Below are 13,951 nucleotides of genomic sequence, written 5' to 3'. Positions count from 1 at the left end.
GCCTTCAGCCCCTGGCCCAGTACCGGACCAGGGGCTGAAGTGCGTCCTGGACCGCGCGGGTCTGCCCCTGGCTGTCCGTGTCCAGAGCGCTGACCGAGGGCGCCTGGCCCTCGGCGAGGTCGACGAGCCCGGTGACCGACGTCCCGGGGACCGGCAGGAGCAGGAGCACGGTGGGATGGGCCGACCCCAGGTCCGCCCGGCGGGCCCGGACGACGTCCAGCAGGGGCCGCCAGCTCGCCTCGCGCAGGGGGAGCCGGACGAGCAGGGTCTGGGTGGTCGGGCGACGTCCGTGCTCGTCGGCCTCCGCCCAGTGGACGCAGGTCGCACCGCTCGCGCCCGCGCGCAGGGCGGCAAGGTAGTTGGCGGCCTTGCCGAGCCGTCCGGGCGGGCCCGTGTACGCGAGGTTGAGGCCGTGGCCCACGTCGGGGCAGTCGACCTCGGGGTCGGGGGCGAGGGCGTCGTCGCGGTCGTAGTCGGGAGGCGCGGGTGAGGTGTGCAGCTCCACCTGCTCGACAGCCTCCGGCAGGGCCGCGAGGACCCGTGGGAACGAGACGTCGGGAGTGACCCGCAGGTCGGCGGTGACGGGACGCCTGGTGTCGGAGGTGCCGGGGTCCACGGTGACTGCCACGGCTCCTGAGTCCCGCCGCAGCTGGGCCGCCGCGGAGGTGGCCCACGCCTGCTCGTCCATGGTGACCGGACCGACAGGGCCCTCGACGACCTCACCGAACCGGCTCAGGCCGAAACCCGACCGGTGCAGGGCGTCGACGTCCTCGGCCACCAGACCAGGGCCCGGGAGCCTGATCACGCTCCGGCGGTCCGTGCTCGGTGTCCCGGAGACCGTGAGCGTGACTGCTCGGGCCGGGGCCAGTCGCACCGCCAGGGCGAAGGCCCGCCGGTCCGACGCACTGACGGTGCCGCCGTCGAGGATCCGTACCTCGTGGCCCTCGGGGTCGCGGACCGCGACGGACGGGGGTCCGTTGACCCACGACTCGTCCGGGTGCGGCACGGCGCCGGCCAGGGTCGTCACAGCGGCAGGCAGGTCGGAGCCGGTCTCCACGGTGGCGGTGAAGGGCGCGGACCCCGATCGCACGGCGATCTGAACCGCGACGACACCAGGCAGGTCACGCATCGCGCCGAGCACCCGCAGGGTCGTGGCATTGGTACCCGGGCGCGCACCGACGAGCACCACGTCCCGGCCCTGCCGCAGCTCCACGGCTGGACCGCTCAGGGACGGGTGGGTGGCGGCATACGCGACGATGGCGCGAGCCAGGCGGTCGACGACCGCGACGTCGAGCGGCACGGCCACCACGGCACGGTCGGTGGGTTCGAACACCCGGCCGGCCACCCCGGCGACGCCGAGGGCCACGGCCCGGGCGGGTTCGTCGACGGACACGATGTCGGGCTGGTCACGCAACCAGGACCGGAAGCGCTCCTGCTCGCTCGGCCGCAGCACCGCGACCACGACCGCGACGACCGCGACCGCGGCCACCAGCAGGATCGCGACGGTCCGGCGCCCGGAACGGTGCATGAAGTCCCCCACGACGTGAGGATGGCACCAGTGCCCACGGGTATGGCGCCGACGTGACCGATTCGCAACGCGGCGCCGTACCCGGCAGTGGGGTCAGCCCTCCTGGCCGGCGGGGGCGGCGTCGCCCGTGCCGCCGCGGGTGCGCCGCCGGTTGCGGTTGCGACGCGGCTTGGTGGCTGCGTCACCGTCCTTGGGCGCCGAGTCGGGGCGGCGCTCGCTGCGACCGGCGTCGCGCGAACCCTCGCGTCCACGACCACCGTCGCGGCTTCCCTCTCGGGCGCCGTCACGACCACTGCGGCCACCGCCGGCGGGGCGCCGACCGCTGGCCTTGCCGGTCTCGCCGAGGTCCTCGAGCACCTCGGCGTCGAGCCCCGCGAGCTTCTGGGCGGCCTTCGGCAGGCGGCCCTTGGCGGTGCGCGGGATGTCGAGCTGCTCGTAGAGGTGGTCCGAGGAGGAGTAGGTCTCCTCCGGGTCCGGGATGCCCAGGTCCAGCGTCTTGTTGATCAGGCCCCAGCGGGGGATGTCGTCCCAGTCGACGAAGGTGACGGCGATACCCGTGTTGCCGGCGCGGGCGGTGCGGCCGATGCGGTGCAGGTAGGTCTTCTCGTCCTCGGGGCACTGGTAGTTGATGACGTGGGTGACGTTGTCGACGTCGATGCCGCGGGCCGCGACGTCGGTGGCGACGAGGATGTCGACCTTGCCGTTGCGGAACGCGCGCAGCGCCTGCTCGCGGGCGCCCTGGCCGAGGTCACCGTGGATCGCGGCGGCGGCGAACCCGCGGTCGACGAGCTCGTCGGCGACCTTGGCGGCGGTGCGCTTCGTGCGGCTGAAGATGATGGTCAGGCCACGGCCCTCGGCCTGCAGCATGCGCGCCAGCATCTCGACCTTGTCCATCGCGTGGGCGCGGTAGACGAACTGCTCGACGGCCTTGACCGTGTGGGCGTTCTCCTGGTCGTCGCCCATGGCCCGGATGTGGGTCGGCTGCTTCATGTAGCGACGGGCCAGCGCCACGACCGCGCCCGGCATGGTCGCCGAGAACAGCATGGTCTGGCGGTTCGGCGGCGTCATGGCGAGGAGCTTCTCCACGTCGGGCAGGAACCCGAGGTCGAGCATCTCGTCGGCCTCGTCGAGGACGACGGACTTCACGTGGGACAGGTCGAGGTGGCCCTGCTTGGCCAGGTCGATGAGGCGACCGGGCGTGCCGACGACGACCTCGACGCCGTTGCGCAGCGCCTCGACCTGCGGCTCGTACGCGCGGCCACCGTAGACGGTGAGGACGCGGATGCCGCGTCCCTTGCCGGCGCGCTCGAGGTCGGCGGCGACCTGGACCGCGAGCTCGCGGGTCGGTGCCACGGCCAAGGCCTGCGGTTTGCCGGCGTGCTTGAAGCCGTCCCAGGCGTCGTCGACGCGGGCGATCGTGCGGTTGAGCATCGGGACGCCGAAGCCCAGCGTCTTGCCGGTGCCGGTCTTCGCCTGGCCGATGATGTCGTGGCCGGCGAGGGCGACCGGGAGGGTCATCGCCTGGATGGGGAAGGGGGTGACGATGCCGGCGGCGCTCAGGGAGGCGACGATGTCGGGGTGGACGTCGAAGTCGGCGAACGTCGGCTCTGCGGGCGCAGCAGCGTCCGTGGTGGTCTCGGTCATGAAGTTCTCTCGATCGGGGGCGCTCCCCACGGGGGAGGCCGTCGCGCAGCGGGCCGATCGGAGGTCTTCCATGCTCGTCGAGCGGTTGCGCGGACCACGTCCGCGGCTGATTCGTGCCGACCGGGCACCTTTGACGCGTCCAGTCTACCGCCGGGGCCCTCCCATCCCCTCATCGTCGGTCCCCGGCGGTGGGTCGTCGGGCGTCGGTGGGTGCGGTCGCGCCGTTAGGGTGACGGACATGACGCAGGACGACTGGCTGGCTGATCCGCAGTACCGCGAGGCGGTCGCGGACCTCCTCGGTGCCCTTGCCTACGGCGAGCTCACCGCGTTCACCCGACTGGCCGGTGACTCCGAGCTCTCGCCCACCCAGCCCCTCAAGGCCGCCGTCGCCGGGCTCGCCGTCGCCGAGTTCCGGCACTACGAGATGATCGTCGCCCGCCTCGACGACATGGGGGTGGCGCCCCAGACGGCCATGGCCCCGTTCATCGCCCCCGTGGACGCCTTCCACGAGCGGACCCGTCCGAGCACGTGGCTCGAGGGCCTGGTCAAGGCCTACGTCGGGGACGGCATCGCCACCGACTTCTACCGCGAGGTCGCCGCGTACGTGGACCCCTCGACCAAGGCGCTCGTGCACTCGGCGATGCAGGACGTCGGCCAGGCCGACTTCGTCGTCAAGGTCGTCCGGGAGGCCATCCGCACCGACCCCCGCATCTCCGGGCGGCTCGCGCTGTGGGGTCGTCGCCTCGTGGGCGAGGCCCTGTCGCAGGCCCAGCAGGTGGCGGTCGAGCGCGATGCGCTCGCCTCCCTGCTCGTGGGTGGTGCGGGGGGTCCCGACCGTCCGAGTGCCGACCTCGCCGAGCTCGGCCGGATGTTCGCCCGGCTCACCGACGAGCACACCCGCCGGATGGGACGCCTGGGCCTGGCTGCCTGAGTCCGCCCACCCAACCAGCCGGCCGACGGCTCGGCCACAGCACACGAAAGGGCCCGGTCCAGCTGGACCGGGCCCTTTCGGCGTCAGGGGTGACGTCAGGCGTGGTGGCTGCCCTTGCGACCGGTGACGCGCTCGTAGACGACCACGAATACGGCGGCGACGACGATGCTGGTGATCCAGCGCAGCCAGTCGATGCTGCCGTCGTCCTTGGGAGCGCCCCACACCCAGTAACCCACGAGGGCGCCGAGGATGCCGAGGATCACGGTGACAAGAGTGCTGATGTTCTGGCGGCCCGGGAGGACCAGGCGAGCCAAGACCCCGATGATGGCACCGAAGATGATGGTGCCGATGATTCCAGTGATCATTTCCCGCTCCTTCTGCACCGGGTTCACCGGTGCTGTTGCTGGGCCGCGTGTGCGGCCCTCACGGGGACAACTCAACACCGGTATGGGCGGAATCGCACCCTGGGGAGCGGGACGGGAAGATTACGGACCGGGAACGATTCTCCCGAGTTTGCGCAGGTCAGCGGCCTGCGGTATGGCGCCGGCCGACGCCGCCGGGTGTGGTCGCCCGGTGTGGTCGCCGGGCGCCCGTGGCGGGCCCCGGCGACCGGTGGGTCAGCTGTTGCCGAAGCCGACGCCGCGCTTCTCGGACTCGCCGATCTGCACGTAGCCGAGGGCGCCGGCGGGGACCACGGTGACGCGGCCCTTGTCGTCGGTGAGCGACAGGGAAGCTCCCTTGTCGATGGAGGCCGCCACGGCCTTGGCGACCTCGTCGGGGCTCTGGGCGGACTCGATGACGACCTCACGGGAGACGTTCTGCACGCCGATCCGGACCTCCACGGTCATGGCCTTTCTGTGGGACGGAGCACGCGGCACAGCTGCCGGTGCGGACTGTCGGTCTGACTTGTCGGTAAGGCTAACCAGCGTGCTCGGGGGAACCTTCCCCGCCCACCTTGGGGAAGGAGCCGAGACCGCGCCAGGCGAGGGTGCCGACGAGGCGGGCGGCCTCGTCCTTGGGCACGTCCGACCCCTGGGCGAGCCAGTGGCGGGCACTGACCTGGGCGAGCCCGGTGAGCGCCATACCGAGCAGCGAGGCGTCCTCGTCGGGGAGGCTGGTGTCCTCGGCGATCACCTCGGCCACCGCCTCCGCGCAGACCAGGCCGACGGCGTCGAGGCGGTTGCGGACCGCCGACTCGTTCGTGAGGTCGGACTCGAAGATCAACCGGAAGGCGGCGCCGTCCCGGGACACGAAGTCGAAGTAGGCGGCGATGGAGGCGTAGACGCGCTCCTTGTTGTCGTGCGTGGAGGCCAGCGCCTCGCGCACGAGCATCTCGAGCGCCTCGCTGTGCTTGTCGAGCAGCGCGAGGTAGAGCTCGAGCTTGCCGGGGAAGTGCTGGTACAGGACGGGTTTGGACACGCCCGCGCGCTCGGCGATGTCGTCCATCGCGGCAGCGTGGTAGCCGGACTCGACGAACGCCGCCTGCGCGGCCTCGAGGAGCTGGGCACGGCGTGCGGACCGCGGCATCCGCTGTCCGCGGGCGGCGTCGGTGCCGGTGTCGGCGCGAAGCGACATGCGTGCCTCTCAGGTCGGGAGGTCACCGCCGGGCGGCGGTGTCGGGGACATCGTACGGGTGGGTAACGTGAGTCACATGGCCATCCCACCGCTGGTTGCGCCCGGTCCCGAGCTCACGGTCGAGCAGAAGGGTCGGTACGCGCGGCACATCCTGCTCCCCGACATCGGCCTCGAGGGGCAGCAACGACTGTCCAACGCCCGCGTGCTCGTCGTGGGTGCGGGCGGGCTCGGGTCGCCCGCGCTGATGTACCTCGCGGCGGCCGGTGTCGGCACGATCGGCGTCGTCGACGACGACGTGGTCGACGCCTCGAACCTCCAGCGCCAGGTCGTCCACGGGGTCGCCGACGTCGGGCGCCGCAAGACCGAGTCGGCCGCCGAGACCGTCGCGGCGATCAACCCCCTGGTGACCGTGGTCCGCCACGACCTGCGGCTCACCTCGGAGAACGCGCTGGAGGTCCTCGCCGACTACGACGTCGTCCTCGACGGCGCCGACAACTTCGCCACCCGGTACCTCGTCAACGACGCATGCGTGCTGCTCGGGCTCCCGCACGTGTGGGGGTCGATCTACCGGTTCGACGGGCAGGTGTCGGTGTGGTTCGCGGGGTACGGCCCGTGCTACCGCTGCGTGTTCCCGGAGCCGCCCCCGCCCGACGCCGTGCCCTCCTGCGCGACCGGTGGCGTGCTCGGGGTGCTGTGCGCGGCGGTGGGTTCGGTGCAGGTCGCCGAGGCGGTCAAGCTCATCGTCGGTCGGGGCGAGACCCTCGTCGGCCGGCTGCTCGTGCACGATGCGATGCGCCAGACGTGGGACTCGCTCACGGTCCGCGCCAACCCCGACTGCCCCGTGTGCGGCGAGTCCCCGACGATCACCGCGTTGGTCGACTACGAGGAGTTCTGCGGCACGGCGGGCGCCGTCGTGGTCGAGGGCGAACCGTCCGAGCGGGCGGCGACGCCTGCCTTCGCGGAGGTGTCCGCGACCGAGCTGGCCGACCTGCTGGCCGCCCGCGAGCGGGGGGAGACGAGGTTCGAGCTCGTCGACGTCCGTGAACCCGGCGAGCGCGCGATCGTGTCGATCCCCGGCGCCCGCGCCGTGCACCTCGACGAGTTCCGTTCCGGGACGGCCGCGAACGAGCTCCCGCGCGACATACCGGTGGTCGTGCACTGCAAGTCGGGAGCCCGGTCGGCAGAAGCCGCGGGACTGCTCGCCGCGACCGGACGCGACGACGTCAGCAACCTGACCGGCGGGGTGCTCGCGTGGGTGCGCGACGTCGACCCGTCTCTTCCCGTCTACTGAGGAGGACCGAGTTGGTCACGGACGCAACAGGATTCGGGCAGCCGAGCGAGTTCGCCGACGACGTCCTCGAGGTGGTCGACCAGATCCCCGAGGGCATGGTCATGACGTATGGCGACATCGCCGAGGTGCTCGGACGCGGCGGTGCGCGCGGGGTCGGGTCGGTGATGGCGAGGTACGGCTCGGACGTCCCCTGGTGGCGCGTGCTGCGCTCCGGGGGGTACTTCCCCCAAGGGCTCGAGGACGAGGCGCTCGCCCACTACCGGTCGGAGGGAACCCCGCTCGTGCGCGGCCAGGTGGACGGCCGCCGGGTGGACCTGTCCGTCGCCCGCTGGAAGGACGCCCGCCGTCCCTCGGCGTGAGTGCATCGCGTTCGTCGGCCCCGCGCCGGTGGGGCGTGACCGCCGATGTCGGCCCGGGGTGATGGAATCGGCCCCGTGCTGATGCTCCGCCGTGCCCCGAGCCTGGTCGTCGACGCGCCCGCGCTCGACGAGGTCCAGCGAGCGGCGGTCGCCCACCGGGGCGGGGTGCTGCGCGTCCTGGGCGGCCCGGGCACCGGGAAGACGACGGTGGCGATCGAGACGGTCGTGGCCCGGGTCGAGGCGTCGGAGGCGACGCCGGACCAGTGCCTGGTGCTGACCTCCTCGCGCGTCGGTGCCGGCAGCCTGCGAGAGAGGGTCACCGCGCGGCTCGGTCGCACGTCCACCGAGCCGCTGGCCCGGACGCACCAGGCCTTCGGGTTCGGGATCCTGCGGCAGGCCGCAGCGCTGCGCGGCGACCCTGCTCCCCGGCTGCTCAGCGGACCCGAGCAGGACGTCATCCTGCGCGACCTGCTGGCCGGCCACGCCGCGGCCGAGACCGGGCTCGTGGCCGGGGCGACGCCGGCCCCGTCGTGGCCCACCGCGCTCGACGCGGCCCTGGGCACCCGTGGGTTCAGGGCGGAGCTGCGCGACCTGCTCATGCGGGCCGTCGAGCTCGACCTCGAGCCCGACGATCTGGCCCGCCTCGGTGTGGAGCACGACCGCCCCGAGTGGGTGGCCGCCGCCGACGTGCTCGCCGAGTACGACGAGGTGACCGCCTTCTCCGCGCCCGGCGCCTACGACCCCGCGTGGATCCTCGGCGCCGCGGCGGACCTGCTCGTCGAGGACCCCGACGCCCTCGACCGGTTGCGCAGGGGACTGCGCCTGGTCGTGGTGGACGACGCCCAGGAGCTCACCTCGGCGGCGACCCGCCTCCTGCGCACCGTCGCCGCGCCAGGCATCGACGTCGTCCTGCTCGGCGACCCCGACAGCGCCGTGCAGACGTTCCGCGGTGCCGACCCGCGCTACCTCGCCGACGGCTGGACCGCGCTCGGCGAGGGCCCGACCCTCGTCCTCCCCACGGCCCACCGCCTCCCGGAAGCCGTCCACGCCGCAGCCGCACGGGTGGCGCCCAAGATCGGTGCCCTCGGTGGTGGCAGCCAGCGCGGCGCCGTACCCGGCCGGCCGGGAGGCCAGGTCGAGGTCCGGCTGCTGCGGGCGGTGAGCCAGGAGGCGAGCTTCGTCGCCGCCGAGCTTCGCGAGGCCCACCTGCGGCACGGGGTCCCGTGGTCGCAGATGGCGGTGGTCGTCCGCGGTCAGGGGCGGACCTCGACCCTGCGCCGGGTCCTCATGTCGGCGGGCGTGCCGGTGGCCGGCAGCGCCACCGACCTCCCCGTGCGCGACGAGGTGGCGGTACGTCCGCTGCTGACCCTGCTCAAGGTGGTCCTCGGCATCGTGCGGGTGGACCTCGCCCAGGACGCCGTTCCCCGCATCGCCCCCCAGGTGGCGGTCGACGCCCTGCTGTCCCCGATCGGTGGCGCCGATGCCGTGGGACTGCGCCGGCTGCGTCGTGCCCTGCGCCGCGTCGAGCTGGCCGCGGGCGGCAGCCGCACCAGCGACGAGCTGCTCGCGGAGGCCCTGACCGTGCCGGGTTCGCTCGTCGAGCTCGGGCCGGAGGGAGGCCCTGCCAGACGGGTCGCCCGGACCATCGCCGCCGGGGTCAAGGCCGCGCGCGGCCGGGCCGAGGGAGGCACCTGGCGCTGGGAGCCCGGCGTGAGCGCCGAGTCGGTGATGTGGGAGATGTGGTCGGCCACCGGGTTGGCACCCGAGTGGCAGAGCGCCGCGCTGTCCGGCGGACCGGCCGCGGCCCGGGCCGACCGCGACCTCGACGCGGTCGTGGGGCTCTTCGACGCTGCGGCCAAGTTCGTCGACCGCCTGCCGCAGGCCGGCCCCGAGGCCTTCCTCGCCCACATCGGCAGCCAGGACATCCCGGGCGACACGCTCGTGGCCCGCTCACCCGTCGGGGAGGCGGTCACCATCACCACCCCCCAGGCCGCCGCCGGTCGGGAGTGGTCCCAGGTCTTCGTCACCGGGGTGCAGGAAGGGGTCTGGCCAGACCTGCGGCTGCGGGGTTCGCTGCTGGGGTCCGAGCGACTCGTCGACGTCGTCGCGGGGCGCACCTCGACGTTCCGGGCGGCCCAGGCGGCGGTGCGCTACGACGAGACCCGCCTGCTGCTGGTGGCCCTGACCCGGGCCACCGACCGGGTCGTCATGACCGCAGTCCGCAGCGACGACGAGCAGCCGTCGGTCTACCTCGACGTCGTCGACCCCGACACCATCACCGAGCTCGGCGACCGGCCGTTCGCCGACGTCGCCCGCACGATGACCTTGCCCACCCTGGTGGGCGAGCTGCGCCGCCAGCTGCTGTCCGAGGACGGCAGCACGCGCCGCACCGCGGTCGCGGCCCTCGCCCGGCTCACGCACGAGCGGGTGCCGGGCGCCGATCCCGGCCAGTGGTGGGTGATGCGCTCGGTGTCCGACGAGCGACCCCTGCGCACGGCTGACCAGCTCGTGCGGGTCTCGCCGAGCAAGGTGGAGTCGTTCGGGAAGTGCGGCCTGCGCTGGCTGCTCGGTTCCGTCGGCGGCGACGGGCCGTCGGTCGGGGCCGCAGACATCGGCACGCTCGTGCACGACATCGCCGCCGAGCTGGGCGACGTCGCCGCCGACGAGCTCGTCGCGGAGGTCGACGCCCGCTGGGCCAGGCTCGGCATGCCGTCGGGCTGGGTCTCGGACCGCAAGCGGGTCGAGGCGCACGAGATGGTCCGCAGGCTGGCGCGCTACTTCGACGAGGCGCGGTCCCACGGCTGGGTGCGCCTCGGCGCGGAGCTGGACATGAAGGTCACGCTCGGTCGGGCGGTGCTCAGCGGCAAGGTCGACCGCCTCGAGGAGGTCACCGTGCCCGGAGGGGGACCGACCGGGTTGCGCGTCGTCGACTACAAGACCGGCAGCAGCAAGCCCCGCAACGACGAGATCGACCGGCACCCCCAGCTCGGCGCCTACCAGCTCGGGGTCGAACAGGGCGCCTTCCCCGAGCACGGCTCGACCTCCGTCGGCGCCGCCCTGCTCCAGGTGGGCAAGGCGGCGCTGGTGAAGACCACCCTGCAGGAGCAGAAGCCGCTCGCCTCGGACGAGGACCCGACCTGGGCCGCAGACCTCGTCGCGCGGACCGCTGAGGGGATGGCCGGTGCGACCTTCCTCGCGAGCGTGGGGGACTGGTGCAAGCAGTGCCAGGTGCGGTCCTCCTGCCCGGCCCAGCCCGAGGGGAGGGTCCTGTGACGCCGCGGTGGTCGGCGCGAGCGGTCGCCGAGGCCCTCGGCCAGCCGGAGCCGACACCCCAGCAGGTCGCCGTCATCGAGGCCCCGATGTCGCCGCTGCTGGTCGTGGCCGGAGCGGGTTCGGGCAAGACCGAGACGATGACCGGCCGGGTCGTCTGGCTCGTGGCCAACGGGTTCGTCGAGCCCGACCAGGTGCTGGGCCTGACCTTCACGCGCAAGGCTGCCACCGAGCTGTCCGAACGCATCGGCTCCCGGCTGCGGCTGCTGCAGCAGCGCGAGATCTGGACCCCGCGCCCCGACGACGGCGAGAGCGACGCCGAGGTGCTCGGCGGGACGCCCACGGTCTCGACCTACCACTCCTACGCGGGACGGCTGGTGCGCGAGCACGCACTGCGTCTCGGGTTCGAGTCCGAGTCCCGGCTCCTGTCGGAGGCCGCGGCCTGGCAGTACGCCTCCGAGGTCGTGGCGGCCTACGACGGGCCCATGGACGACGTCCCCAACGCGGAGTCGACCGTCACCGCAGCCGTCGTCGACCTCGCCGGGGAGATGGCCGAGCACCTCGTCACCCCCGCCCAGGTGCGCGAGCACATCGAGACCGTCCTGGCCGCCCTCGCGGCGCTGCCGCCCGGCGCCAGCAGGGCCAAGGACCTCCCGGGTGAGGCGAAGAAGATGCGTGAGGCCCTCAGGGCGCGAGCGGGGGTGCTGCCCATGGTCGAGCGCTACCTCGCCCTCAAGCGACAGCGCGACGCGATGGACTTCGCCGACCAGATGGCGCTCGCCGCCCAGCTCGCCCTGACCTTCCCGGACATCGGTGCCATCGAACGACAGCGTTTCGGTGCCGTGCTGCTGGACGAGTTCCAGGACACCTCCGCCGCGCAGCTCGACCTGCTCCGCGCCCTTTTCGTGGCTCCCGGGGAACCCGTGCCCGTCACGGCCGTCGGTGACCCGCACCAGTCCATCTACGGCTGGCGAGGCGCCAGTGCCACGACGCTCAGCGCCTTCCGTGACCAGTTCCGCGACGGCTCGGACCCTGCGCCGGTCCGCCCGCTCGCCACCAGCTGGCGCAACGACGCGACGATCCTCGACGTGGCCAACGCCGTGGCCACCCCCCTGCGCGAGAGGTCCGCGGTGCCGGTCGAGCAGCTGGGTGCCCGCCCGGGAGCGGGCCCCGGCACGGTCGAGGTCGCACGCGTCCTCACGGCTGCGGACGAGGCTGCGATGGTGGCGCAGTGGCTGGGTGACCGTCGCGCGTCAGGTGCGAAGTCGTCAGCGGTGCTGTGCCGCAAGCGGTCCCAGTTCGCCGCCGTCATCGACGCGCTCGAGGCGCGCACCATCCCCTACGAAGTGGTCGGCCTGGGCGGCCTCCTGCTCACCGCCGAGGTGCAGGACATCACCTCGCTGCTGCACGTGGTCCACGACCCCACCCGCGGCGACCAGCTCATGCGCCTGCTGACCGGGCCGTTGTGCCGCCTGGGTGCGGCCGACCTCGACGGCCTGATGGCGTGGACTCGCCACCAGCAGGACGTCCGGCAGCAGCAGGACGTCCGCCACCGGGAGGCGAGCGGCGCCCCCGCACCAGTCCACGACCAGTCGCCCGACAGCGCCGACACCGTGAGCATCGTCGAAGCCGTCGACGACCTGCCGCCGCTCGGCTGGCGCAGCCGGGACGACAAGGCGGTCAGCGAGGTCGCCCTGCACCGGCTGGTCGGCCTGCAGCACGCCATCCGCCGGCTGCGTTCGCTGAGCAGCCTGCCACTGGCCGACCTCGTGGGCGAGGCCGAGCGCGCCCTCGGCCTCGACATCGAGGTGCTGGCCCGTGAGGGGTACACGCCGGCCGCGGCCCGGGCCCACCTCGACGCCTTCGCCGACGTCGCCGCCACCTTCACCACGAGCGCTGACCGCCCCAACCTCGGAGGGTTCCTCGCCTGGCTCACCGCCGCCCTCAAGGAGGAGCGCGGGCTCGACAAGGGCTACATCGAGGCGTCGACCGATGCCGTGCAGGTCCTGACGGTCCACGCGGCCAAGGGGCTGGAGTGGGAGGCCGTGGCCGTCCCGGGGCTCGTGGAGGGGTCGTTCCCGGCCCTGGCATCGGCCGCCAGCCGGGTCGGCGACGACGGCACGTGGACCCTGTCCACCCCCAAGGGGCGCGGGTGGATCGCCGGGCTCCAGGACGGCGGCATCCCGTACGCCCTCCGCGGTGACGTGTCCGGGCTCCCGCACCTGGACTGGCCGGGCGCGCAGGACTGGAAGGACATCGACGCCCGCGTCGAGGACTTCCTGCTGGCCAGCGGTGAGCACGGGGTGGCCGAGGAGCGCCGCCTCGCCTACGTCGCCTTCACCCGCGCCAAGACCCACATGTTGCTCACGGCGCCGGTGTGGACCGACGGCAAGACGCCGAAGGTCACCTCGCGCTTCCTCACCGAGGTCGTGGACGACCTCGACCTGCGGGTCCGCCGCCTGGCCTGGGTCGACCTGCCCGACCCCCTCGACCCCGAGGCCACCCAGAACCCCGCCACCGCGGTCGCCGTGTCGGTGCCGTGGCCGGCCGACCCCCTCGAGGCGCGCCGCGAGGCGCTCGCGGAGGGGGCCCGGCTCGTGGAGGCCGCGATCGACGAGTATGCCGCCGGGTCACCCGCCGATGACGTGTCCGAGCAGGGCCTGCTGCCGATCCCCGGGGCCGAGCTCACCGTGCTCGAGGAGCTGGACCTGCTGCTCGAGGAGCGGCGCCGCCTGGGCGCGCGCAGCCACGTCACGGTCCTGCTGCCGCGCCACCTGTCGGCCTCGGCCGTCGTCGCCCTCGCCCAGGACCCGGACCGGTTCGCGTCGACGCTGCGCCGACCCATGCCCGAGCCACCCGCGCTGGCCGCCCGTCGGGGCACCGCCTTCCACGCCTGGGTGGAGCAGCACTACGCCCAGGCCGCCATGGTCGACATCGTCGACCTCCCCGGCAGCGCCGACGACGACCCCGGTGACGACGCCGAGCTCCCGGTGATGAAGGAGCACTTCCTCGCCAGCGAGTGGGCCGGGCGCGTGCCCAGCGAGATCGAGATCGCGGTCGAGACGGTGATCGACGGGATCGCCGTACGTGGCCGCATCGACGCCGTCTTCCCGCGCGAGGGCGGCGGCTTCAGCGTCGTGGACTGGAAGACCGGGGCGAAGCCGAGCGGCGAGGCGGCCCGGGTGCGGTCGCTGCAGCTGGCCGCCTACCGGGTCGCCTTCGCCCGGCTCCGCGGGCTGGAGCTCGACGAGGTCGACGCCGCGTTCTACTACGCCGGGACCGGCGAGACGGTGTGGCCGGACCTGCCCGACGACCAGGACCTCGCGACGCTGCTGTCGGCAGTTCCCGAGTAG

At 73.5% G+C, this 13,951-nt stretch carries 10 protein-coding genes; 5 read left to right on the top strand and 5 right to left on the bottom strand.

The genetic code is table 11. The features are described 5' to 3' along the window. Nucleotides 1-4: 4 nt before the first annotated feature. Together ASC58_RS03270 and ASC58_RS03265 are read right to left on the bottom strand one after the other, a co-directional pair. Nucleotides 5-1,540 carry a hypothetical protein gene (locus tag ASC58_RS03270; protein WP_056918325.1) on the bottom strand — a complete coding sequence of 512 codons (1,536 nt, stop codon included), beginning with the start codon at nucleotides 1,538-1,540 and terminating at the stop codon, nucleotides 5-7. 81 nt (nucleotides 1,541-1,621) lie between these two features. Next, a complete protein-coding gene (locus ASC58_RS03265) occupies nucleotides 1,622-3,172 on the bottom strand; it encodes a DEAD/DEAH box helicase (RefSeq protein WP_056915353.1) in 1,551 nt (516 codons plus the stop codon). 238 nt (nucleotides 3,173-3,410) lie between these two features. Here ASC58_RS03265 and ASC58_RS03260 point away from each other — a divergent pair, with 238 nt between their 5' ends. Next, entirely contained in the window at nucleotides 3,411-4,103 is a 693-nt protein-coding gene (locus ASC58_RS03260) for a ferritin-like fold-containing protein (protein ID WP_056918324.1), read from the top strand. Between the two features lie 95 nt (nucleotides 4,104-4,198). On the opposite strand, the gene ASC58_RS03255 is transcribed toward ASC58_RS03260, so the two are convergent. From ASC58_RS03255 to ASC58_RS03245, 3 genes are all read right to left on the bottom strand, one after another. Continuing rightward, nucleotides 4,199-4,468, bottom strand: coding sequence for a GlsB/YeaQ/YmgE family stress response membrane protein (locus tag ASC58_RS03255; protein ID WP_056918323.1), 270 nt, complete (start codon nucleotides 4,466-4,468; stop codon nucleotides 4,199-4,201). Between the two features lie 252 nt (nucleotides 4,469-4,720). Beyond that, nucleotides 4,721-4,945 carry a DUF3107 domain-containing protein gene (locus ASC58_RS03250; protein ID WP_056917224.1) on the bottom strand — a complete coding sequence of 75 codons (225 nt, stop codon included), beginning with the start codon at nucleotides 4,943-4,945 and terminating at the stop codon, nucleotides 4,721-4,723. Nucleotides 4,946-5,021: 76 nt separating this feature from the next. Continuing rightward, a complete protein-coding gene (locus tag ASC58_RS03245; RefSeq protein WP_056915350.1) occupies nucleotides 5,022-5,678 on the bottom strand; it encodes a TetR/AcrR family transcriptional regulator in 657 nt (218 codons plus the stop codon). Nucleotides 5,679-5,754: 76 nt separating this feature from the next. Between ASC58_RS03245 and moeB the strand changes: the two genes are divergently transcribed. The 4 genes from moeB (at nucleotide 5,755) to ASC58_RS03225 (ending at nucleotide 13,951) form a co-directional block, all read left to right on the top strand. After that, nucleotides 5,755-6,969: a molybdopterin-synthase adenylyltransferase MoeB gene (gene moeB, locus ASC58_RS03240; RefSeq protein WP_056918322.1), complete on the top strand. Its 1,215-nt coding sequence runs from the start codon at nucleotides 5,755-5,757 to the stop codon at nucleotides 6,967-6,969. A gap of 11 nt (nucleotides 6,970-6,980) precedes the next feature. Then, nucleotides 6,981-7,328, top strand: coding sequence for an MGMT family protein (locus ASC58_RS03235; protein ID WP_056915348.1), 348 nt, complete (start codon nucleotides 6,981-6,983; stop codon nucleotides 7,326-7,328). Nucleotides 7,329-7,409: 81 nt separating this feature from the next. Continuing rightward, a complete protein-coding gene (locus ASC58_RS03230; protein ID WP_235529093.1) occupies nucleotides 7,410-10,601 on the top strand; it encodes an ATP-dependent DNA helicase in 3,192 nt (1,063 codons plus the stop codon). After that, entirely contained in the window at nucleotides 10,598-13,951 is a 3,354-nt protein-coding gene (locus ASC58_RS03225) for an ATP-dependent DNA helicase (RefSeq protein WP_056918320.1), read from the top strand. Before ASC58_RS03230 ends, ASC58_RS03225 begins: the two co-directional genes overlap by 4 nt.

The sequence above is a fragment of the Phycicoccus sp. Root101 genome, from assembly GCF_001426245.1.
Lineage (GTDB): Bacteria > Actinomycetota > Actinomycetes > Actinomycetales > Dermatophilaceae > Pedococcus.
Note: the sequence above shows the minus strand (reverse complement) of the source record. Positions and strands in the feature narration are given on the sequence as shown.